Consider the following 23,279-nt stretch of genomic DNA (forward strand, 5'->3'; position numbering starts at 1 on the left):
TGGACCCGGCCGTCGCGCACGAGCACGGCAGCCCCGACGGCATCGCTGTCGGGGCTGCCGGCGCTGTCGGCCGGCCCGGTCATCAGCGGTGTTCAGGGAGCGAGCGGCGCGGCGCGGACTGGTCCGCGTAGCTGGGCAGGGGGTGCGGCGAGGTGGACAGTGATGAGGCGCGGATCATCAACATCGGGAGGATGACGGTCCGTTGGATTTGCCGACGGCTGCCCTCAAGGAGGCGCGCCACCATCATCTCGACAGCCGTACGGCCCACCAGCGCCTTGGGCGGCCGCACCGCCGTGATGGCCGGATCGGCGAGGTGGGCGACCTCGTCGTCGTAGCTGACGAGCGCCATGTCGTCGGGAACGCGGATCCCTTGCTCGGTCAGGTACTGGACCACCGAGATGGCATCGGGATCGCTGTGGACGATGAGCGCGGTGATGCGGGAGCGGCGGCAGCCGTCGAGGATGTCGCCGATGATCCCGCGGTGCCTGGGCACGTTGAGCGCGACGCTCTCACGTATCAGGAAGTCGGCGGACAGGCCGAGTTCGCCGCAGGCGCGGTGCCAGCCGACGGCGAGGTGAGCCGAAGTGGGACTGCCCTTGGACAGGACGAGCCCGATGTTGCGGTGACCAAGCGAGTGCAGGTGCCGGACCGCCATCTCCAGGCCGAGCGCGTGGTCGCTGCGCACCCATTCGAGCTGGTGCGGCGTCGGGGTCCACTCGGGCGTCTGCCGCTCCACCAGGACGACAGGGACGCGCAGATTGCCGATCCAGTCGATCATCTCGTGCATCTCGCGCATGTCAGGGCCGTCCAGGTTCGGTGCGAGCAGCAGCCCCTGCACCTGCCCCGATTCGGTCAGCCGGACGATCTGTCTGCGGTCCTCCGCCCAGTCGTAACTGGAGCCCCGCAGCTGCACATTCACACCGTGTGCGGCCGCGGCATTGCGGACGCCGCTGACGATCTGCGGCCAGTAGAAGTCCAGCGACGGGACCACCATCCCGAGCGTGAAGGCGGGCGTCGCGAGCCGCCGCCGGCGCACCGGCTCCGGCTCAAGCGCCGACGGCAGCGTGGCCCCGCCGTGCACCCGGGTCAACAGACCGCGGTCGGCCAGGGCGGCGATGTCGCGCCGGATCGTCAGTTCGCTGACCGACAGGTCCCGGGCGAGATCGCGTACGCGAACAGCCCCGTGCAGCCGCAGCTGGTCCATCAGCCGCTCTCGGCGCTGCAGGGCGAACAGTTGCTCATTTCCCATGGGCCCCATGGATCGTCCCCTCCCGTCCGGTACGGAGCTCGGTGCGAGGTGCGAGGTGCGAGGTGCGAGGTGCGAGTTCGAGTTCGAGTTCGATCGGATCGTGTCGTATGCGTTCGAGCTCTGGTGGTTTTGTATGGGCGACCACTATCTCTGACTCGGCGTCTTCTGGGTGCAACTCGCCGGAAACACGAATGGCACCTGCCCTGGCGGAGTGTGCCCGAGGCACACTTCGACCGGGACCGGCTGCGGCGTCTCGCCGAAGTGGTGACGCTGGACGAGCCGTGCCGCACGGCGCGGGCAGCGTGCGCGACCTGGTCGGTCAAGAGGTGTGGCGGCGAGGAATCCGGTGACCAGCGCCGCGGACGCCAACGCCGTCCCGGTGGCCGAAAACACCCTGGCGGCGATCATCTTCGCGGGCAAGAAGGCACCGTTCCTCGCCGCCGACGAGCAACGCGCGTACGGGGGTTGGGGTTCGGTCACCGGGTACGGCGACCTGTCCAACTTCGGCCGGACCGTGGGCATCGTCGGCTTCTCGCGGATCGGCCGCCAGGTCGTGGAGCTGGAGATGCTGCCGCGGGTCCACGTGCTGTCCGTGCACGCTGGCCGCCGAGTGCGCCTCCGGGCGGCTGTTCGCGATCCTCGACGTCACCGACCCTGAACCGCTGCCCGCCGACTCGCCGTTGCGCCGCCTCGCCCGCGTGATGATGACCCCGCATATCGCCGGGTCGATGGGCACCGAGATCGGGCGACTGACCGACCCCGTGCTGTACTCCGGCCCGCCGCACCGCTCCCCGCCCTCATGCGCCTTCGGCCAGTCACCGACATGGACGGCACGCTCGTCCCGAGCCTGGTCATGACGGCTGCAAGCCAGGAACACGGCACCCTGACCGCCCGCGCCGGCGCCCGCCTGCGCCACCGCCACCCAGCACCATGGCTACCACCCCGGCGAAGGCGGAGCAGCCTCGCCCGGGTTGCCGCGTACACGTACATGACTTGCGGCGCCCCCAAGGGCGGCACTCCGCACCAGCCGTCCAATGCCCGCCCGCTTCAGCCACGGGCCGAACAGCGCATGAGCGGAGTGTTCGTCCGGCACGTAGAGGTGCAGCATGACGCCGCGGATGGGGCTCTCGCCTACCGCGAGTCCGTCCGTGGTCGGCCGTGGCCGCGCCGCCGACCACGTCCGTCCGCAGGTACAGAGGCCGGGAGTCCGAGGTCCTCCCGCTGCGGCACCAGGGCCGCATCGCCAACGCCTGGTGACAGCGGCTCCGTTCGCTGAGTGCTCCAGGCCGAGGGCTACTTCATTCCGGTGGTGGCGATTCCCTTGACGAGGTAGCGCTGGCCGATGAGGAAGACGATGAAGACCGGGATCAGCGTGACGACGGACATCGCGAACAACGATCCCCATGAGGCGCCGCTGGTGGCGTCCACGTAGTTGCGCAGGGCCACGGGAGCCGTCTGCAGTTCGGGTTTTGTCAGGTAGATCAGCTGGCTCAGGAAGTCGTTCCACGTCCAGATGAAGGTGAAGATCGCGGTGGTGGCCAGGGCCGGCAACGAGATCGGCAGCAGGATGCGGAAGTAGATGCGCCAGTACCCGGCTCCGTCGATCTTGGCCGCCTCGTCCAGTTCGGTGGGAAGGCTCCGGAAGAACTGGATCATCAGGAAGATGAAGAAGGCGTCCGTGGCCAGGAACTTGGGGACGATCAGCGGAAGGAACGTGTTGACCCATCCGATCTCCGAGAACATCACGTACTGGGGAATGATGAGGACATAGATCGGCACCATCAGGGTCAGCATCATCATGCCGAAGAAGAACCCACGCCCGCGGAACTTGAGCCTCGCGAACGCGTAGGCCGCCATGGAGCAGCTGACCAGGTTGCCGAGCAGTGCACCCAGGACGACGATCGCCGAGTTCATGAGGTACACCCCGAACGGGTACGACAGTGCGTTCCAGCCGTCGGCGTAGTGGCTGAAGTCGGTCTCCGTGGGCAGCAGTGAAGGATCACGGAAGATCAGGGCATCGGGTTTGATCGAGCTGGCGATCATCCACAGCAGCGGGTAGAGCATCACCAGCCCGGCGGCGATCAGAACGACGTGCTTGAGGAGCGCCCGTATGCGAGCCACCCGCCTGCGGCGGTGCGAGGCGGACGTGGGGGCAGGGGCCGGCGAAGAAGTGTCATCGGCCTTCAGGAGTGTCATCTCACTTACCGTCACTGTAGAAGACCCATCTCTTGCTGAAGTAGAAGTTGATGGCGGTGAGGGCGCCGACGATCACCACGAGCAGCCACGCCATGGCCGAGGCGTATCCCATGCGGAGTTGGCCGAAGCCTTCCTCGTACAGGTACAGGGAGTAGAAGAGGGTGGAGTCCGAGGGGCCTCCTGTCCCCCCGCTGACGATGAACGCCTGGGTGAACGACTGGAAGGAATTGATCACCTGCAGTACGAGGTTGAAGAAGATGATCGGGGTCAGCAGGGGCACGGTGACGTGCCGGAACTGATGCCAGCGGCCGGCGCCGTCGAGGGCGGCGGCTTCGTAGTACTGCTCGGGGATCTGCCGCAGGCCGGCCAGGAAGATCACCATCGAGGAGCCGAAGGTCCACACATGCAGGACGATGAGGCTGTACAGCGCGGTCTCGGGGTTGGAGATCCAGCCGGGTCCGTCGATGCCGAACAGTGCGAGGAACTTGTTCACCAGGCCGTCGGTGCCGAAGACCTGCCGCCACAGGATGCCTACCGCGACCGAGGCACCGAGCAGTGAGGGCAGGTAGTAGACGGACCGGTAGAACGCGAGTCCCTTGATGCCCCGGTTGAGGACCATCGCCAGGGCGAGGGCGACCGCCAGCAGCAACGGCACGCTGAGGGCGACGTAGACGAAGGTCACGCTCAGGGACTGGCGCAGCCGGGGGTCGTCGAGCATCTTGCTGTAGTTCGCGAATCCGACCCACTCGGGAGAGCTCAGCAGGTTGTAGTCCGTCATCGAGAAGTACAGCGAGGCGATCATCGGGCCGAGCGTGACGCCGGCGATGCCGATGAACCACGGCAGAAGGAAGACCCATGCGGTCCGTTCTTCTTTTCTGGCCGCCTGGCTGAGGGGTCTGCGGAGCACAGTCATCGTCCTCGGGTTCTTGGATCGGGTGCGGGGTTCAGGAGCCGCTCGGCGACGGCTCGCCGTGCTGCGGCGTGGCCAGGGGACTGCGTACGACGGCCACGTCCGCCGCGTCGAGGACGAGCGTCTCCCCGACCTCCAGACGGCGTCCGGTGATCAGGTCGGTGCCGGAGCGGTCGAGGGCGACGGTCGCCTTGTCCTGTCGGTGGTTCAGCAGGAACAGGTACGCGCTCGTGTCCGTCCGTCGCTCGGTGACCTCGACGCCCCGCGGTGCGGCGTGCACCGCCCGCACCCCGGCACGGTCCAGGACGTGCCGCACCAGGGCCTCGAGGGCGTCGTCGTCCAGACGCGTGCCGACGTACACGGCACGGCCCCGGCCGAGTTCGTGCTCGGTCACCGCGGCTTTGCCGGCGAGATGCCCCTTGCGGTAGACGGCGAGCGGCCGGGCGGTCTCCGTTTCGAGGTCGTCCTGCCACCCGGAAGCGGTCGCGAAGAAGCCGTCCAGTGCGGTCTGCTCGGCTGCCGCCTGGACCGGCACCGCGGTCTCCGCGGGCAGCGGGGAGAACTCCTGGACGTGCGTGCCGATGACCTCGCGCAGGGCTCCTGGATATCCGCCTGCGACGATCCGGTCGTCCTCGTCGACGATCCCGGAGAAGTACGAGACGACGAGATGGCCGCCGTCCTCCACGAACGTCCTCAGCGCCGCGCTGTGTTGATGGGCCATCAGGTACTGGTTGGGGATGACCAGAACGCTGTAGGGCGACAGGTCGTCGTCGAGGGTGACGACGTCGACGGCGACCTGGCTGTTCCACAGGGCCCGGTAGTGCCGGGCCACGGTGTCCCGGTAGTCGAAGGTGTTGTCCGGGTGGGCGCAGCCCTCCACGGCCCACCAGTTCTGCCAGTCCCACACGATCGCCACCTGGGCGCCGGTCCGCGCGGTGGCGACCTCGTCGATGGTCCGCAGCTCGTTGCCGAGCGCCTTGACCTCCTGCCACGTCCGGGTCTTCTCGCCGCCGTGCGGGAGCATCGCCGAGTGGAACTTCTCCTGCCCCTGGCGTGAGGCCCGCCATTGGAAGAACATCACCGCGTCGGAGCCGTGCGCGATGGCCTGGTAGGAGCCCAGGCGCATCCGGCCCGGTTGTTTGACCTGGTTGGTCTTCCACTGGCTGACCGCGCCGGCCGCCTGCTCCATCAGCATCCAGGGCTGACCGCCGCGCAGGGAGCGCATCAGGTCGTACTGGAAGGCGGCGTTGGCCAGCGAGTGGGGCTTGCCCGGGTCGGGGTAGCAGTCGAAGGCGACGACGTCGAGTTCCTTCGCCCACCGGTGGCTGTCGGTCAGCCTGCACTGGAAGAAGTTGGTGGTCGCCGGCACGTCCGGCGTGATCCCGTGGAGCAAGTCGCGCTCCCCGGTGACCAGTTCCAGCAGGAGACCGGAGGTGAAGCGGGAGAAGTCCAGCTCACGGGAGGGGTTGACCGAGCCGCGCACGGGCTGGGGCAGGTGCACTTGGGCCCAGTCGCTGTAGCGCTGGCTCCAGAATGCCGTGCCCCACCGGTGGTTGAGCTCGTCCAGTGTGCCGTATCGCTGCCGCAGCCAGACGCGGAAGCGGTCGTCGCACAAGTCGCAGTAGCAGTCGGAGTGGTACTCGTTGCCGATGTGCCACATGGCCAGACCGGGATGCTTCCCGTACCGCTCGGCCAACTCGGTGGCGATGCGCCGGCTGCGGTCCCGGTAGACCGGGGAGGAGGGGCAGAAGTGTCCCCGGCTACCGATGCCGTGCCGCACTCCCTGCCGGTCGACCGACAGCGTTTCGGGAAAGTCCGTGGCGAGCCACGGCGGTGGCGCGGCGTTCGGTGTCGCGAGGTTGACATGGATGCCGTTCGACCACAGCAGGTCCATGATTTCGTCGAGCCATGAGAAGTCGAACCGGCCGTCGGCCGGCTCCAGCATGGCCCAGGAGAAGACGCCCAGGCTCACGAGCCGCACGCCTGCGGCTCGCATGAGCCGGACGTCCTCCTGCCGCACCTCCCTCGGCCACTGCTCCGGGTTGTAGTCCCCGCCGTAGACGACTCCCGGTAGTCGACGGCGAAAGGTGGTCATGCGCGAATCGTTTCTGCGCGGATCGGGCACAGCGGGGGTTCCCTTCCGGAAAGCGCTACTGCACGTGGTTTCTCACATCTGGGACTTGATCTCGGAGATGAACTTCTCGGCCGCATCCTTCGGCGACAGGCGCTTGAACAGCACGTCCTCGTTGTAACGCTTGAAGGTGTCGGGAACCGCGGGACCCGCCTTCGCGTTGGACTTGTGCACCGCGGTCGGCTTCAGGGCGTTGATACGGGCCAGGTAGTCGGCGATCCGCTTCTCGGCAGGTGACAACTCCGGCCTGATCGCCTTGATCACGTCGGGGTTGACGGGCACCCCGCGGTCGAACTTCTGAATCTTGTTCGCCTCGGGCGAGTTGACCAGGAAGTCGATCAACTCGGCGGCCTCCTTGGGATGCTCGGTTCGTGCGGAAGCGCCGTACCAGATGCCGGGCTTGGTGTAGGCGCCGACCTGGGCGGCTCCGTCCTCGCCGGGGAAGAGGAGCAGCTTGGTTTCGCGCTGGCTGGCGGCCTCGAGCGCACCGAGCTGGGTGACGGACATCTCGGTCATGGCCGCCTTGTGGGTGGCGACCAGGTTCTGCTCGATACCGGCTCCGGCCGACTGCCTCTCGACCGCGGCCTCGGGGCTCTCCGTGCCACCGCTGTCACGCAGCTTGAGGACCCATGTCCAGTAGGCGGCCACGGTCTCCTCGGTGAAACCGATGTCGCTGCCGTCCTCGTTCCAGAAGTCCTCGCCGTGCTGCCGCAGCCAGACGCCCAGCATGTTGGGGTAGAGCTCCATCTCACTGCCGACCAGACCCGGCTGCGCCTTGGAGAGGGCGGTGGCGGTCTTCACGTAGTCGTCCCACGACCACTTGGTGTCGTCCGGCACGGGCACACCGGCCTTCTTGAACGCCGCCGGATCCACGGCCACGCCGAATGCGCTGTCGCCGGCCGGGATGCCGTAGAGACCGCCCTTCACGGTCGTCATTGCCATCGAGTTCTGGGTCAGCTTGTCGGTGTGCAGCAGGTCCTTGTACTTCTTGAGGTCCAGCAGCTGCCCGTTGTCGATGTAGGAGAACATGTACGGGTCGGTGATCTGCAGTACGTCAGGCATGTCACCGGCGGCGGCACCGGTCGACAGCTTCTTCCAGTAGTCGTCCCAGTTGGAGTACTCGGGCTGGACGTCGATGTTCGGGTGCTCCTTCTCGAACACCGCGATCATCTGCTTGGTCATCTCGTGCCGGGCGTCGTACCCCCACCAGTTGAACCGGATGACGGTCTTGCCGTTGTCGCTCCCGGCTGAGCCTCCCGCGCAGCCCGCGGACAGGACCAGGGCGAAAACCGAACAGGTCAGCCCGGCGGCACGCAGTCGGGTGCGTCTGGTCAGGCGGGAAGGGTTGTTCATGATGAGGGCTCCTCTGCTGGATTACCTGGGCTGTGCGCCCGACGGGGGATACGTCGTGTCAGGAACCGGTCCCGGCACCGTGCCGTATCGCCGCGCGGTGGCGGGGCTGCACAGCTCGGGTGTTTCGGCCCGCGAAGACAGGTCTCCCTGCGGTCCGTGTGCGGATGGTTGCCCGCCCCGGTTTGTCGAACTCTCGGGCGGATTGCGGCGGCTCTGACCAGTGTGGTTGTGAACGTGCGCTGGAACCTTGTCCTCGGCGTACCGAGCCGCTGTGCTGGGTTGGCCGCGAGCACCGCACCGGGTTGAGGCCCGTGTGACATCAGTAATAGTGAACGTTCACGCGGCGAGCGTAATGACGGACCACATTCCGGTCAAGGCTCTGTACCGCAACGCTTGTGACGTCACTGGCACTTCATCGTTTCGGCAAGTTCCGGAAGGACAGCGGGGGCATGGGAACGTGCCGGGACGGCCGCGTCCTGGCCGGTGGGGAGGGAACGCAGGGGTGCCCGCGAACGGGCCCTGGGATTTCGGTCAGGGAGAGATCGAGCTCTGGCGCATGACGTCGCCGGTCCTTGCCGGGCCGGTCGACTCGCGCAGCACGAGGCGTGAGGTGAGGTCCAGGTGGAGTTCCGGCTCCGCCTCCTGGCGAATGCGGGCGAGCAAAGCTTTCATGGCCTGCCGGCCCATGGCTTCGCGGTCGAGGTCCACGGTCGAGATGGAGGGATTGAAGTACGCGGTGAACTCCTGGTTGTCCCAGCCGAAGACGCTCACGTCCTGCGGGACCCGCCAACCGCGGTCCTGGAAGCCGCGGATGACGCCCATGGCGACGTCGTCGTTCGCGGCGAGCACCGCGGTGACGCCGGAATCCGGCGACAGGCTCTGAGCCGCGTCGTATCCGGACCGCACCGACCAGTCACCGTCGATGACGGCGTAGTTCTCCAGGCCTCGCTCGGCGATCGTCCGCAGATAGACCTCGCGTCGCTTGCGCGCCGACATCCAGTCCGTGCTGCCGGCGACGTGGATGAAGCGCCGATGGCCGATGGAGGCGAGGTGGTCGATGATCTTGGCGGCCGGCTCGCCGTCCGCCGTGATGCCGTGGGACCGCATCTGGTCGTCGTACTCGCCGACCACCACGGTCGGGGTGTGTTCTAGTCCGAGCCGTTCGATGTCGCCGATGGGCGTGAAGGTCAGCACTCCATCGGCCTGACCGGAGTCGAGCAGAGCACGGACACGGTCTCCCCGAGCCCTTTCGTCGCCTTCCAAGCCGACGATGTCCAGCATGTATCCGGCTGCCTGCGCCTCCGCGGACGCTCCCCGCAGGATCTGGGAGGGCACGAAGGTCGTCATGGCCGGCAGGACCACGGTGATGCGGTTCGACCTGCGGGTACGCATCGACCGCGCCACCAGGTTGGGGCGGTAGTCCAGGTCGGCCACGGCCTGTTCGATGCGGGCCACCGTCTGCGGTTTCAGACCTCCGTTGCCCCGTAGGAAGCGGGAGACGGTCTGATGGGACACCCCCGCGTGCGCCGCGACGTCGAGGATGGTGGGACGCTTCTTGCGGGGAGTCTTCGCTCGCTCCACATCCCGCTCCGATCGCTCCGGTCTCGCGTCCACAGTAGTTCCCCGCCGCCTCTCTCCGCCCCGAATGGCCGTCGGTACCTTACTGCCGAGTATGTGGCGACCGTCTGTGCCATGACTCTCGTCGTCTCCTCGGTATGCCTCCGACCGACTCCGCCGGTCGGAGGGCGTAACTGCCCATAAAACCCGGTTCCGAGCCCGGTTGACCGTGGCATGGCCGGGCTCGGAACACCACGTACTGACCGAGGCCACCGCGTTACGCCGCCGGTCGCCGGTCGCCGGTCGGCGGGCACCGTAACCGTCTCATCCGCCCGCGACGGTGCGGGTCCCGGCTCCTCAGCCCTCGAGGTTCCACTGCTGGTTCTGGCCGTCCAGGCAGCTGTACTGCTGCAGACGCGCACCTTCCGCGGTCGAGGCCGAGGCCACGTCCAGGCACTTCCCGGAGTGGCGGGCGACGAGTTCGAAGTAGCCGCTGCCGGCATCGTGCAGCTGCCACTGCTGGTTGGTGCCGCCGTGACAGGTCCACTGGATGACCGCAGCCCCATTGGCCGTCGAGGCCGAGGCCACGTCCAGGCACTTCCCGGAGTGCTGGGCGACGATCTGGTAGTAGCCCTCACCGGCGCTCCGCAACCGCCACTGCTGGTTGTCGCCGCCCTGGCAGCTCAACTGCTGGACCGCGGCCCCGTCGGCGGTCGAGGAGCCGGCCACGTCGGCGCACTTGCCCGAGTGCCGCGCCTTCATCGTCGTCGGGACGAGCCGAGACAGCTGGGCGGTCAGCTCCGGCACGTAGAAGTCGGTGATGCCGGAGATGTTCGGATGGGTGCCACTGCCGCCACTGCCCGGGTAGCCGCCCACGAGGCCGTCGAAGGTGTACGCCACTCGTTGAGCGTCGACACGGGTGTCGAGCGTCGTGTTCCCGAAGACGTCGGCGACCGCGACGCCCCACTTCAGGGCGGCCTGCAGGGTGATCTGGCGCAGGGCGAGCTGGGTGTCCCAGTCACGCGAGCCCATCTTGTGGGCGGCCACGTACACGAGTTGGGCGGCCGGCCACTTCTGGCGCATCGTGTAGATGGTGTTCTCCAGCGCACCGGCGTAGGTGCTCGTGTCGAACGTGGTGGGATCCTTGGAGCCGCTGATGGTGCCGATCGCGTACGTGTGATGGTCGTGGACCTCGATCGCGTCGTTCGTACCGCCGTCGAAGACGACGAAATCGGGCGCCTGTGAGCTGGCCGCCCGCACCTGAGTGATGATCTGCCCGCCGCTGGCGTTGGGCGCCGGACCCACGGTCGCGCCGTTCCGTGCGTACTTCGTCAGCGTCATTCCTTCCCGCTCGGCGACGAAGTTCAAGAAGCTGCGCGAGTACTGGTGCCCGTAGACGATGCTGTCGCCGAAGGCGTAGACGGATGTGCCGGCGAGGGATCCATAGGCGGAGTTCGCGGGCCGGACCAGCCGGAAGTTGTCGATGGACTGCTTGCCGGTCCCGTAGTAGTTGCAGGCGACGAACTTCGCGAGGCTCGTCCCGGTGATGGACCCGGTGGCGGATGCCATCACTACCGGTGCGGCCTCCTTGCTGATGATCGAGTACTGGACCTTGCCGAGGGTGAAGTCCATGTGCAGATCGACCGTGTACCACTTGCTCCGGTCGAAACTCGTCTTGATCCAGGTGGGGTTGAGCGAGTCCGGGGCAGAGGTGGAGTCCGAGACGGGCCCGGTCACGGCGTAGCGGAGTTCGGTGCCTGTCGCCGCGATCGCGAAGACGAGACGCCCCGCGTCGTCACGCAGTTCCAGACCGGTCTTCATCCCGCTGTCGGCGATGTCCGTCTTCCAGTCGAAGCGCAGATCGAGCGTCTTCTCCTGCAAGGTGGACGACGCGAACGGCCGTACCGACGTCGTGTAGTTGCCCATGCCCTGCGTGACGTTCAGAACGCCGCCGCTGATGCCGGCTCCGACCGGGAAGCCGAAGTTCGGCGGATCGGTCTGCGCGTCAAAGGTCTCGTTGATCAGCGTTGCACCTGGGGTTTCGGCAGCCGAGGCGGCGTGTGGAGTGAGAAGGGCGGACAGGAGCAAGGCCCCGGCGGCGAGTGGGCCGGCCCATCTTCGAGACCGGAAACCCAGTCTGCCTATGGCGGTGTACACATTGATCTCCCTTGATCTCTGGTGGTGTCGACCGGTGCCCGGCGGGGAGAAACGCTCGTCGCCGTCCGCTGGAGCCGACCTCTCTCGTGGCAGCGGTGCGACTGTGCTCGCCCGGGGCACCTGCTCAGGAGGGAGAACCACCGGGAAGGACGTGCCGTCCGACGACTGCGCAGGAAACGTAGTGATCGATCACCTCAGGGGTCAAGATATCTGCGCGTGATCGTTCACATTGCCCCACCCCATCCACCTCACAAGAAGGCCGTCTGCGGGCTCATCACGACCGTTCAGCGGCCGTCGGCTGGGCCACCTGGGCCGCGAGCCGCGGCGAATTCACCTCGTTAACACCATTGACACACCAGCGGTCCCGCCAGTCTCATGTGCGACAGCGTTGGTTTCAGTGAACTTCTGATCGGTTGCGCTCGGTCATCTCGGCCAACCTCTGATCGCTCCTGTCCTGCCGTGTTGCCTTCGTCTTGCAAGCGGCAGCCGAAGTGGAGGCACATCTCATGCGCCGCGCCTGGCTACTCGTCCTCGCCGTGCTCGTTGCCCTGCTGCCGCAGACGCTCCTGGCGGGCACCGCACACGCTGCGACGGTCACCATCACCAACGGAACCCAGTTCACCGACACCACCGGCGCCGTGGTCCACGCCCACGGCGGCGGGGTGATCAAGGTCGGCACGTACTACTACTGGTTCGGTGAGAACCGCAACGAGGACAACACCTTCCGGTACGTCTCCGTGTACCGCTCGACCGACCTGAAGAGGTGGGAGTTCAGACGTCACGTCCTGACCCAGGCCACCGACCCCGAACTGGCCGTGGCCAACATCGAGCGCCCCAAGGTCATCTACAACAGCAGCACCGGCAAGTTCGTGATGTGGATGCACAAGGAGAACGGCAGCGACTACAACCAGGCCCGTGCGGCGGTGGCGGTCTCCGACACCGTCGACGGTGACTACACCTGGCAGGGCAGCTTCCGCCCGCTCGGCTACATGTCCCGTGACATCACGCTGTTCAGGGACGACGACGGCACCGGCTACATGATCTCGGCCGCGAACAACAACCGGGACCTGCACGTCTACCGCCTCAGCGCCGACTACCTGACCGTCGAGAGCCGGGTACAGCTGCTGTGGCCGGGCCAACTGCGCGAGGCCCCGGCGATGTTCAAGCGCAACGGCGTGTACTTCCTGCTCACCTCGGGCGCCACCGGCTGGAACCCCAACCAGCAGAAGTACGCCACCGCCTCCAGCGTCACCGGCACCTGGAGCGAGCCGCAGAACATCGGCGACTCCACCGCGTACGGCTCGCAGACCGCCTATGTGCTGCCCGTGCAGGGTACTTCGGGCACCGAGTACCTCTACATGGGCGACCGGTGGGGCAACTCCTTTGCGCAGAACGTCAACGCCTCCAAGTACGTGTGGCTGCCGCTGGAGTTCCCCAGCAACACTTCCATGACCATGGACTGGGTCCCCCAGCTCTCCATCGACACCGCCACCGGCGAGGTCGACGGCGCCGGCGGACCGTGGGAGACCCTCGCCGCCCGCCACAGCGGCAAGTGCGTCGAGGTACCGGGCAAGTCCGTGGACGACGGGGTCCAGCTCACCCAGTACCGCTGCAACGGCGGTATGAACCAGGCCTGGTGGCTCAAGGACCTCGGCACCGGATACGTGCAGCTCATGGCCAGGCACAGCGGCATGTGCATGGACGTGGCCGACAACTCCACCGCCAACGGCAACAAGATCATCCAGTGGCCCTGCGGCAGCGGCACCAACCAGCAGTGGCAGCTTCAGGACGCCGGTGGCGGCTACGTCCGCCTGGTCTCCCGGCTCAGCGGAAAGTGCCTGGACGTCGCCGGCGCCGCCACGGCCGACGGCGCCAAGTTGATCCAGTGGACCTGCGGCTCAGGCACCAACCAGCAGTTCAAGCGCGGAGCTTGACCGACTCGCCTGCTTTCCCGAAGAAGAGCTTGCCATGCGGCCTCCCCGAGAGGGCCGCATGGCGACAACGCATGACGGACGACACCAGCAGTTTCATCAGTCGGCGGCTGATTGCCGTAACACGGAGGTAGTCCAATGAAGTCGAACAGCGATCTGTGGTCGCGCCGCAGGTTCCTCACCACGACCGGGGCAGCAGCCTTGGGGGGTGTCGCCCTCGATCTCGCCGGAAACCTCCCGCAGGCCGCGGCGGCCGACCTGGTTTCCTACGTCGACACCTCGAAGTCCACGTACGACAAGCTCGTACTCATGGTTGACGGGAAGCCCTTCTACCACAGCGGGATCCAGTTCCGGTACGAGAAGCACAAGTACACCTTCGGCTGGACGGACGCCCAGCTGAAGCCCGTGCTGCAGATGATCCGCGACGACGGTTTCACCGTGGTGAACATCCCGATCTGGTGGTCGCAGGTGGAGACCTCGAAGGACACCTTCGACTGGACCGATATCGATCGGTACCTCGCCTGGTGCAAGGAGTACGACATCAAGCTCGAACTCCTCTGGTTCGGCTGCGACTCGACCGGTTTCTCATTGGCGCCCCGGTTTCCCTCTTACGTGCTGAACGACTACCAGCTGGTGCTGAAGTCCGACGGCACGAAGTTGGCGCTGAACGGCACCAATCTGCTGGACAAGACCGACCCCAACCTGCTCAGCAGGGAGAAGTACGTGCTCGGCCGGCTCATGGCCCACATCGCGGCGGCCGACACCAGCCACACTCTCATCGGGGTACAGGTACTGAACGAGCCGAACGTGGCACAGATGCAGTGGGGCCAATCCTCCGACCGGAGCTACAGCACTTACAGCACCGACAGATGGAACAGCGGCGGGTACACCGACGCGGCGAAGTTCCGCAATGACGTGCTGCTCGATTACCTGAACCAGCTGGGGCAGGTGGTGAAGCAGTCGAGCCACTCGGTCTACACCCGTGTCAACGTCGTGGGGGACGCCCGGCCGATCACCGAGAACGAGGCGCTCAGGAACCAGGGGAAGGCGTTCATCGACTTCTTCGGAAGGGACCCGTACACACAGAGCAACGACGCGCTCTATCAGTACGGAACGGACGGTTTCTGGGCCCAGGGGAAGAACTTCCCCATGATCATGGAGAACTTCGCCGGCACCCCGGCAGCGGACGTCCAGAAGTTCAATGCCATCGCCGGCAACACCGCGTTCAACCTCTACGCCGCCCTGGACCCGGACTCCAGCACGGGCAGCAGCAACCACGGCCTGTACAACTTCAATCCGACCACCAAGGTCGTCACCCGCAAGGCCGTCTCCGACAAGGTCGCCGCCCTCAACCACGTGCTGAACAAGATCCACCGGGATATGGCCAGCAAGAGCCCGGTGGAAGCCGGCGGAACCAACCTGCAGACGTTCAACCGGAATGCGACCGCCAGCGCCACCACCACCAAACCCGTGGGCGGCGTGGACATCACGTACACGACATCGAGCGGTGCGCAGGCATTCGCCGTCAGGCGAGGTGCGGCCGAGTTCGCATTCACCGGCACGGGCGAGGCCACGTTCACAGTGCCGGGAACCGTCGGCGTCATAAGGTCCGTCGAGACCGGACACTACGACGGGAACGACAACTGGGTGAGGGCCGGGGCCAAAACGTACAGCACGGTCTCAGGGAACATCGCCATCGACCTGGCGGCCGGCGAATGCGTACGGGTCACCTACTTCGTCAGCGGTGCGACGTACAAGATGAGGCATTCCTCCTCGGGCCTTTACCTCGACACCGACCTGAACGGTACGGTCACGCTGGCGGCCAAGACGGTCTACGACGACCAGGACTGGATTGTCGCCAAGAACCCGTCCGGATCCTGGACCATCAAGAACGCAAGATCAGGGCGCAACTACCTGGAAACCGTATCCAGCAACAACGGTGTCCTCTGGAATTCCGGATCCGTTTCCGACAGCTCGCTCTGGAGCCTGGAAGGGGTCGCCGGAGGCGGGATCCGCGTGAAGAACAACTCGGCGGGAAGGGCATACCTGTACAGGACCTCCGCGGGTGAAGTGAAGTGGAACTCGGGATCGCAGGACTCGAGCACGGTCTGGGCGTTTGAACCGAAGTAGGCGGCATCCCCGCCTTCGGGGCATCTGATCAGCGAGGGTGTCCGGTTCACCGGCCGTGACGGCTGGTGAACCGGACACCCTGCTGTCGTCTGCGGGAACGACCGAGTGTAATGATTGCTGAATGAGTCAGGCTGACGTGCTGAAGGCGTTGGAAGAAAGGGCCGCCGACCAGTGGGGGCTGGTCACCACCGCCCAGGCCAAGCTGGACGGCGTGCAGGGAGTGCAGCTTCTGAGGCTGGAGCGCGCCGGACTGCTGGAGAGCGTCGGCCACGGGGTGTACCGCATCGCCGCCTCCTCCTCACCGGAGAACCTCAGGATCAAGGTCGCGTGGCTGCGGCTGGATCCCAGGACGCCGGTGCGGCACCGCAGCGCCTCGGGCCCCAAGGCGGGCGTCGTCTCGCACGCCTCCGCCTGCGCGGTGCACGGACTGGGCGACTGGCCCGCCGATCGCGTGGAGCTGACTGTCCCGGTACGCCGTACCACTCGTGACGAGAGCGTGGTGCTGCACTGCGCGCGGGCGGACGACGGCGACATCACCGCCGTCGACGGCCTGCCCGTCACCACGGTGCACCGGACCGTCGTCGACCTGCTGCGCGTCCGTGCCGACGCCTCCCGCGTCGGCGCCGTCGTCGCCGAAGCCGCGTCCCGTGGCCTGGTGGACGTCCGCGACCTGGCGGCGCGGGTCGGGTCCTTCGCCGGTGCCTACGGCCTGCCCGCGGAGGCGTCCGGTGCGCAGCTGCTGGAATCCCTGTGCGAGCGGGCGGGACGCCCCCTGCGGGTGAGGAAGGCCGGGCGGGCCACAGGAACAAAAACCGGCTCGGAGAAGAAGCGGGCGACCATCTGGGAGGTGGCCCGGAGGGCCGGAGTGTCGCACCAGACCGTCTCCCGGTATCTCAGGAACGACGGCGGAATGCGGCCGGCGACGCGGGCGAGGATCGAGCGTGCCGTTGCCGAGCTGAAGTACCGGCCCAACCTCATGGCGCGGTCCATGCGTACCAAGCGGTCCCACCGGATCACGATCGTGCTGCCCGAACTGGGCAGCTTCGTACCGATTCCCCTGTTGAGGGGCGCGTCGGCGGCCGCGCACGAGGCCGGCTACATGACGGACGTCATCGGCCTGGAGGGCGGGAAGTCGCGGCGAGCGCAGACTGTGATGTCCCTGCTGGACGCCCAGCAGGCGGACGGCGTGCTGTCGCTGGTGCCGTTGGCGGACATGCCCGACGGTGCCGATGCCGGGCAACGGCCCGTCGTCGTGCTGGGTGAGTACGACGACAATCTGCACTCCCGGGGACGACTGGCCGACGGGCGGCCCGCCGAGCAGATCCTGCGTCACCTCGCGGACCAGGGGCACCGCCGGTTCCTCCACGTTGCCGGCTCGCAGGAGTGGGCCTCGGCGCGCAACCGGCGCGCGGTGTACGTGGAGGCGATCGAGCGACTGGGCCTGGAGTCCTACGGCGTGGTCGACGGCGACTGGTCGATGCGCTCCGGATACGACACTGCCCGGGACCTGCCACCCGATTCCGGCGTGACGGCTGTGCTGGCCGCCAACGACTACGTCGCCATGGGTGTGATCCGCGGCTTCCAGGATCGCGGATGGCGCGTCCCGGGGGACGTCAGCGTGTTCGGCTGGGACAACGAGGAGTTCACCCAGTACTTCTCGCCGACCATCTCGACGGTGCACATCAACAAGGAAGAGGTCGGTCGCCGGGCGATGCTGTCGCTGCTCGCCCTCCTGCGCGGCGAGCCCGCACCCGTGGCTGACGTCGACGACCTGTTCCGGATCATTCCGCGAGATTCGAGCGGCCCGGCCCGCCGGTAGAGCGAGGACTTCCACAGCGAAATGTGATCGATCACTGCGTAACTCTTGACCTCAAACGTGACCGATCACTACGTTCTTGCTGCTGCCACGTCACGTCGGCGAGCGCCGGCGCCGTCCGCGCGAAGTCGTTCTGTTCGACCGCTCCGGGTCAGGACCCGGTACCGCGCCCACCGCAGCACCGAGCTTCTACGAGAGAGCCACATGACTGAGGACAGACCGGCCGTGAGAGTGGCGATCGTCGGCGCCGGAAACATCGCCGGCGGCTGCCACATGCCCGCCGTCCAGGCCCAGAACGGCGAAGCCACCGTCATCGCGGTCGTCGATGTCGACCAGGAACGCGCCAAGGCCTTCGCCGCCCAGTGGGACATCCCCGCCGCTTATGACGACCTACGGCAGATGCTCCGGGAGGAGCGCCCCGACCTGGTCATCGTCTGTACGCCCCCGATCGCCCACCGCGAGGCCGTCACCACCTGCCTGGACGCCGGGGCATGGGTGTGGTGCGAGAAGCCCCCCACCCTTTCGGTCGCGGAGTACGACGCCGTCAGCTCCCACGAGCGCGAGGGCGGCCCGTACGTCTCCTACGTCTTCCAGCATCGGTTCGGTTCCGCCGCCCGGGCCTTGCGGGAGCAGATCCGCACCGGCCGCCTCGGCGCGCCCCTGGTCGGTGTCTGCCACACCCTGTGGTACCGGGACGACGCCTACTTCGACGTCCCCTGGCGCGGCAAGTGGGAGACCGAGGGCGGCGGTCCCACCATGGGCCACGGCATCCACCAGATGGACCTCATGCTGTCCTTGATGGGGGACTGGACCGAAGTCCGCGCCGCCATGGGCACGTTGGCCCGCGAGGTGGAGACCGAGGACGTCTCCATGGCCATGGTCCGCTTCGCCAACGGCGCCATGGTGTCCATGGTCAACAGCCTCCTCTCCGCCCGTGAGACCAGCTATCTGCGCTTCGACTTCCCCGAGGCCACGGTCGAGCTGTCCCACCTCTACGGCTACGACAACTCCCACTGGACGTGGACTCCCGCACCCCACCGGGCCAAGGCAACGCCCGCCGAGATCGGGGCACCGCTCGACGACGAGGCCAGTTCGCACGCCGCGCAGCTGCGCGTGCTCCTGCGGTCGCTGCGCGCCGGGCAACGCCCCGAAGCCAGTGGCGACGACGGCCGCCGCGTCCTGGCCTTCATCGCCGCCCTGTACCAGTCGGCGACGACCGGACGCCCCGTCACCCCGGACATGCTGACCCCGGACAACCCCTTCTACCACTCCATGTGCGGCCGCCTCGGCATCGCCCAGGACAACGCCGTCAAGGAGAACACCGATGTCTGACACACACTTCAGAATCGAGCACGACGACGCCGGGACCGAGTTCGTGGTGTCGGCCGCGGGCACGGACCTCGCCACGTACGTCTACCGGCCGGACACTCCTCTCGAGGAATCCCCCAAGCCGTATCTCTACCCGTTGAAGACCCTCTCCGGTGCGCCCGTGGGCGTATACCGGCCCTGGGACCACCGCTGGCACAAAGGCCTGCAGCTGACCTGGTCGCACCTGTCCGGCGACAACTTCTGGGGCGGGCCCACCTTCGAGAAGGGCGCGCCCGGCCACGGCTACGTGTGGCGGGAGAACCACGGCCAGCAAGTGCACCGCGGCTTCGACCGGCAGGACGACAGCGGCAGCGAGGTGTCGATCGCCGAGGTCCTGGACTGGTTCGCCTCCAGCGACGAGGTGTGGATCGACGAGACCCGAATCCTTCGCTTCCACAGCGCCGACACCGACGACGGTGTCTGGGCGCTGGACTTCACCACCGCCCTGACCAACGTGCACCGCGAACCCCTGGAACTGGGCAGCCCCACCACACACGGCCGCCCCAACGCCGGCTACACAGGACTGTTCTGGCGTGGGCCCCGGGCCTGGACCGGCGCGGACGTCATCGCCGACGGCGGCCACGAAGGCGACGCAGTCATGGGCACCCAGGGCGCCTGGGCCGCCATCACCGGCGAGCACGACGAGATCGACGGCGGTGCCACGGTCCTCGCCTACGCCGGCACCACCACGGCCGCCGTCCCGCTGAAGTGGTTCGCCCGCAGCAGCGCCTTCGCCTGTCTCAACCCATCGCCCGCTTTTGACACCGAGATCAAGCTCGAACCTGGTGAGACCCTGTCCCTGAGCCACCGCTTCGTGTTCATCGACCGCATGGTGGACCGCCGTGAACTCGAGCCGATCGCCCAGAGGTTCGCGCCGTGACCGCCCTCCCCGACTTCCCCGGAGCCGTGGGGCTCAGCCAGCTCGAGGTGTACCCCTGGCCCACGGCGGATGACGAACACGGCGGCTCGCCCCATATGCACCTCGCCTGCACGGAGTGCTACGTCGTCATCAGCGGCCACGGCCGACTGGAAACCCTCAATCACCAAGGGCACATGACGACCGAGCTGCACCCCGGAGACACGGTCTGGTTCACCCCGGGCACGATCCACCGCGCCATCAACGACGAAGACCTGCGCGTGATCGTCATCATGCAGAACAGCGGCCTGCCTGAAGCGGGCGACGCGGTCATGACCTTCCCGCCCGCGTACCTCTCCCTCGAGACCTATCCGGGCGCGGCCTCGCTCCTCGACGCCGACGGCAGCCCCAACCCCGAGCGCGCCCAGGCTCGCAGAGATCTGGCCGTCGAGGGGTTCAGGGAGCTGACGCTCCAGTGGCGGCGCGGCAACCGCTCGGCCTACGAGGACTTCTGCGCGGCAGCCGTGCGACTCGTCCAGCCACGTCTGGACGCCTGGGAGAAGACGGTCGACGACGGTGCGCTGGCCTCCGCGCAGGCGGCGCTGCGGCAGATCGATTCCCTGCGCAACGGCGACCTCAACCACCTGTACGAGGCGACCGTCTCACGTATCGCCCAACCGCCCGGGCAGACCCTGGGCATGTGCGGTTTCCTGCGCGCCTACGACCCGGCCCGGCGGGCCGGCACATCGGCCGAGCCTCAGTGACGCACGCCCCCACTCGAACGTGCCCGAACGGCTGCTGATCTGCCCGGGTTCGAACCAAGGAAAGTGTTTCGCATGAGTTCGATGCTGCCGGAAGGCGCCGGGAGCGCCGACGCGGCGACCGCCCCGATCCTGTCAGGGATGTATCCCGATCCATCGGTGTGCCGGGTCGGCGAGGACTACTTCCTGGCGAATTCGTCGTTCGAGTACAGCCCCGGCATCCCGATCTGGCATTCCCGGGACCTGGTGTCCTGGCATCAGATCGGCAACGCCCTGACGAGGGACGACCAGTTCCCCGCGGGCCGGTCGCCGTCGAGCCGTGGCATCTACGCCCCGACGCTGCGCCACCACGGGGGACGGTTCTGGCTGATCACCACGAACATCGACGACGCTCGCGGTGGTCATCGGATCTACCACGCGACCGACCCGGCCGGGCCGTGGTCGGCGCCGGTGTGCCTGACCGAACTCGACGGCATCGACCCGGACCTGGCCTGGGACGACGAGGGAACGTGCCTGGTCACCTACTGCTCGTGGTCGGAGACCGAGATCGGCATCAGACAGGTCGCGGTCGACCTGGAGCGGGGCGTGGTCCTCGAGAAGCCGCGGTGGATCTGGCACGGCACCGGCCTGGCCCATTCCGAGGGGCCGCATCTGTACCGTCGCGGCGCCTGGTGGTACCTGGTCATCGCCGAAGGCGGCACCGACCGGGGCCACGTGATCTCGGTCGCACGCTCACGCAGCCCCCAGGGGCCGTTCGAGGCCGCCCCGCACAATCCGGTCTTCAGCCACCGCAGCACGGCTCATCCCGTCCAGAACGTCGGTCATGCCGATCTGGTGGAGCGTCCCGACGGGACCTGGGCGGCGGTGTATCTCGGCACCCGGCCGCGCGGCCGCAGTCCGCGCTTCCACGTCAACGGGCGTGAGACGTTCCTCGCCGACGTCTCCTGGGTGGCGGACTGGCCACAGTTCGTGCCGGCGAGCCTGCGCGTCCCCACCGGGCAGCGGGACTTCGAGGACGACTTCTCCGCGCCCGGACTGCATCTCAGGTGGGTCTCGCCAGGGGAGCGTCCCGACCGGTTCGTCCACAGCGTGCCGGAAGGGGTGGTCGTGGGGCACGCACCGAGCGAGACCGGTGAGCCCTCGGGCCTGTTCACCCGCGTCGGCGGAGACCACTGGGAGGCCGACTTCCTCGTCGAGCCGGGAGAGGGCGCGTTCACCGTCGCGCTACGGCTCGATGGTGCTCATTGGTACGGGCTGCGCGTCGCCGACGGCGAAGTCACGGCCGTCGCACGGATCGGACAGGTCCAGACAGTTCTCGGCGCCCGCCCGCTGCTCGGCCCCCGTGTCCCCCTCCGCATCCGATCCACGGAGCCGACCTGGAACGGACCGGACGACATCGAACTGGGCATCGGTGTCGGAACCGCTACCGATGTCCTCGCCCGCCTCGACGGACGCTATCTCTCCACAGAAGTGGCGGGCGGGTTCACCGGACGCTTGGTCGGTGTGTGGACCGAGTCGCGGGAGGTCCTCGTCCGCCGGGTCCGGTTCGCCGAACAGCGGGCGTGACACGAACTCCGGCCAGAATCATGTCCTTGGAGCTGTCCGACAGACGCCGGCAACACTCCGCGGTGGAGTCGGCCGTCGCCGCTTCTCGTCGCAACGCCGGTCAGGACTGCGCGGCCGAGGATGTGGCCTGCCATGGTGAAGCCGAGGCAGGCGAAGGTGCTGACGAAGCGGGCCAGACGGGCGTCGTCGGGCAGTTGGGAGGCGCCCTCGGGCAGTCCCGAGCCCCGTGTCGTCGCCGGAGCCGGTCGGGGCGTCCGGGGCGTAGACGTTACGGGCACGCTATGGGCACGCCGCCGTGGATCGGCGGGACACCGCGTGAGCGCGGTTGCTGAAGCGTCGGGTCCGGCTCGCTCTGTGAGCAACCTGCTCGGAGAGGTCGTATGACGAGCTTCGAAGACTGCCACGGCGTGCGCCGGAGTCGTTCACAGTCCCTGACCGATGTCCTGTACGGCCGTGAGCAGAGGTTGGGACAGTTCCGTGAGCCGTGCGCGGGTGCAGCGGACGGACGGAGCCGCCACGGCCACGGCGGCGAGGGCGGTGCCCGTGCGGTCGCGCACGCATGCGCCGACGCATGCACTGGGGCCCTCCACGCCGTCCAGGAAGCGAGTGCGCGACGCCGAGCGGGGCCCAAGCCGGGCGGGCTCGAGAAGGTGGCGGTCTTCCGTTACACCTACCGGGGCAACAAGATCCCAGCCCCTGGCCGACCACGAACCCCGACTGACGGCAGAACCCGTGAAGAGCCCGTTGCCGAGAGATCGGTACGAAGGTAATGGGCGGTGAGCGGTCCGGGGCACGGTGCCGGGAGCAATCCCGGCACCGTGCCCCGGACCGACTCAACAACCGGAAGCCGTCGGGCACGCCGACGACCTCACGCGCCCTGCGCCATGGCGTCGCGGACGAGGGCGGTGTCGGTGAACTGTTCGAAGCGGACGATCAGGCCGCCGCGGACCACGAAGTGGTGGGCGACGCGGACGTTGATCGGTTTGCCGGTGGCCTTGTTGGTGGCGGTGTAGCGGGCGAGGACGACGACGTTCTCGCCGTCGACGACATAGGTGTCGTCGTGAGCGGTCCAGCCGTCCCAGTCCTGGCCGAGCTTCTCCATCACGTTCGAGGTCACGCCGTCGGGGGTGCGGTAGGTGCCGGCGAGGGGGAAGCCTGCCATCTCCGTCCACTCCACGTCGGGGGCGAGGGTGGCGCGCAGGGCCTCCAGGTCGCCGGCCGCGGAGGCCAGGTACTGGCGGCGGACCACGTCGGCCGGGGCCGTGGAGGTCGCGAAGTCGGTGTGCTCGTACGTCATC

18 protein-coding genes and 1 pseudogene are annotated in these 23,279 nt (G+C 67.5%); 10 read left to right on the forward strand and 9 right to left on the reverse strand.

Features of this window, described 5'->3' with window-relative positions:
• Positions 1-82: 82 nt before the first annotated feature.
• Positions 83-1,249 carry a substrate-binding domain-containing protein gene (locus tag QQY66_RS42790; protein WP_301985810.1) on the reverse strand — a complete coding sequence of 389 codons (1,167 nt, stop codon included), beginning with the start codon at positions 1,247-1,249 and terminating at the stop codon, positions 83-85.
• 346 nt (positions 1,250-1,595) lie between these two features.
• Here QQY66_RS42790 and QQY66_RS42795 point away from each other — a divergent pair, with 346 nt between their 5' ends.
• From QQY66_RS42795 to QQY66_RS42805, 3 genes and pseudogenes are all read left to right on the forward strand, one after another.
• On the forward strand, positions 1,596-1,907 hold the full coding sequence (locus tag QQY66_RS42795) for a hypothetical protein (RefSeq protein WP_301985812.1): 312 nt from the start codon (positions 1,596-1,598) through the stop codon (positions 1,905-1,907).
• The gene (locus QQY66_RS42800) at positions 1,876-2,106 is read left to right on the forward strand and encodes an NAD(P)-dependent oxidoreductase (protein ID WP_301987688.1); all 231 of its coding nucleotides are present in this window, start codon (positions 1,876-1,878) and stop codon (positions 2,104-2,106) included. Before QQY66_RS42795 ends, QQY66_RS42800 begins: the two co-directional genes overlap by 32 nt.
• Positions 2,064-2,241, forward strand: a pseudogene (locus QQY66_RS42805) (DSD1 family PLP-dependent enzyme); the annotation flags it as partial. The gene QQY66_RS42800 and the pseudogene QQY66_RS42805, both read left to right, overlap by 43 nt.
• A gap of 301 nt (positions 2,242-2,542) precedes the next feature.
• Here QQY66_RS42805 and QQY66_RS42810 read toward each other — a convergent pair.
• The 6 genes from QQY66_RS42810 to QQY66_RS42835 form a co-directional block, all read right to left on the reverse strand.
• Positions 2,543-3,445, reverse strand: a complete 903-nt coding sequence (locus tag QQY66_RS42810) for a carbohydrate ABC transporter permease (RefSeq protein WP_301985813.1) — start codon at positions 3,443-3,445, stop codon at positions 2,543-2,545.
• A 1-nt stretch (position 3,446) separates the two neighbouring features.
• Entirely contained in the window at positions 3,447-4,358 is a 912-nt protein-coding gene (locus tag QQY66_RS42815) for a carbohydrate ABC transporter permease (protein ID WP_301985815.1), read from the reverse strand.
• Between the two features lie 31 nt (positions 4,359-4,389).
• A complete protein-coding gene (locus tag QQY66_RS42820; protein WP_301985816.1) occupies positions 4,390-6,450 on the reverse strand; it encodes a beta-galactosidase in 2,061 nt (686 codons plus the stop codon).
• 72 nt (positions 6,451-6,522) lie between these two features.
• Positions 6,523-7,839: an ABC transporter substrate-binding protein gene (locus QQY66_RS42825; RefSeq protein WP_301985817.1), complete on the reverse strand. Its 1,317-nt coding sequence runs from the start codon at positions 7,837-7,839 to the stop codon at positions 6,523-6,525.
• Between the two features lie 531 nt (positions 7,840-8,370).
• Positions 8,371-9,420, reverse strand: coding sequence for a LacI family DNA-binding transcriptional regulator (locus QQY66_RS42830; RefSeq protein ID WP_301985819.1), 1,050 nt, complete (start codon positions 9,418-9,420; stop codon positions 8,371-8,373).
• A 333-nt stretch (positions 9,421-9,753) separates the two neighbouring features.
• Entirely contained in the window at positions 9,754-11,553 is a 1,800-nt protein-coding gene (locus tag QQY66_RS42835) for an RICIN domain-containing protein (RefSeq protein WP_301985820.1), read from the reverse strand.
• 506 nt (positions 11,554-12,059) lie between these two features.
• Here QQY66_RS42835 and QQY66_RS42840 point away from each other — a divergent pair.
• The 7 genes from QQY66_RS42840 (at position 12,060) to QQY66_RS42870 (ending at position 21,981) form a co-directional block, all read left to right on the forward strand.
• Positions 12,060-13,487, forward strand: coding sequence for an RICIN domain-containing protein (locus tag QQY66_RS42840; RefSeq protein WP_301985821.1), 1,428 nt, complete (start codon positions 12,060-12,062; stop codon positions 13,485-13,487).
• A gap of 135 nt (positions 13,488-13,622) precedes the next feature.
• The gene (locus QQY66_RS42845; protein ID WP_301985822.1) at positions 13,623-15,614 is read left to right on the forward strand and encodes a DUF4978 domain-containing protein; all 1,992 of its coding nucleotides are present in this window, start codon (positions 13,623-13,625) and stop codon (positions 15,612-15,614) included.
• Positions 15,615-15,735: 121 nt separating this feature from the next.
• On the forward strand, positions 15,736-17,433 hold the full coding sequence (locus QQY66_RS42850; protein ID WP_301985823.1) for a substrate-binding domain-containing protein: 1,698 nt from the start codon (positions 15,736-15,738) through the stop codon (positions 17,431-17,433).
• 201 nt (positions 17,434-17,634) lie between these two features.
• Positions 17,635-18,762, forward strand: coding sequence for a Gfo/Idh/MocA family protein (locus tag QQY66_RS42855; RefSeq protein ID WP_301985824.1), 1,128 nt, complete (start codon positions 17,635-17,637; stop codon positions 18,760-18,762).
• Entirely contained in the window at positions 18,755-19,678 is a 924-nt protein-coding gene (locus QQY66_RS42860; RefSeq protein WP_301985826.1) for a PmoA family protein, read from the forward strand. The genes QQY66_RS42855 and QQY66_RS42860 overlap by 8 nt, the downstream gene beginning before the upstream one ends.
• Positions 19,675-20,418 carry a cupin domain-containing protein gene (locus tag QQY66_RS42865; protein WP_301985827.1) on the forward strand — a complete coding sequence of 248 codons (744 nt, stop codon included), beginning with the start codon at positions 19,675-19,677 and terminating at the stop codon, positions 20,416-20,418. Before QQY66_RS42860 ends, QQY66_RS42865 begins: the two co-directional genes overlap by 4 nt.
• 72 nt (positions 20,419-20,490) lie before the next feature.
• Positions 20,491-21,981 carry a glycoside hydrolase family 43 protein gene (locus QQY66_RS42870; RefSeq protein WP_301985828.1) on the forward strand — a complete coding sequence of 497 codons (1,491 nt, stop codon included), beginning with the start codon at positions 20,491-20,493 and terminating at the stop codon, positions 21,979-21,981.
• A gap of 422 nt (positions 21,982-22,403) precedes the next feature.
• Here the strand turns inward: QQY66_RS42870 and QQY66_RS50655 are convergent, their stop codons facing one another.
• Both QQY66_RS50655 and QQY66_RS42880 read right to left on the reverse strand, forming a co-directional pair.
• Positions 22,404-22,775, reverse strand: a complete 372-nt coding sequence (locus QQY66_RS50655) for an IclR family transcriptional regulator C-terminal domain-containing protein (RefSeq protein WP_367667039.1) — start codon at positions 22,773-22,775, stop codon at positions 22,404-22,406.
• 74 nt (positions 22,776-22,849) lie between these two features.
• Positions 22,850-23,278 (reverse strand): nuclear transport factor 2 family protein, encoded by a 429-nt coding sequence (locus QQY66_RS42880; protein ID WP_301985830.1) that lies wholly within the window; start codon positions 23,276-23,278, stop codon positions 22,850-22,852.
• Between the last annotated feature and the right edge of the window lies 1 nt (position 23,279).

It is taken from the genome of Streptomyces sp. DG2A-72, from assembly GCF_030499575.1.
Taxonomy (GTDB): domain Bacteria; phylum Actinomycetota; class Actinomycetes; order Streptomycetales; family Streptomycetaceae; genus Streptomyces.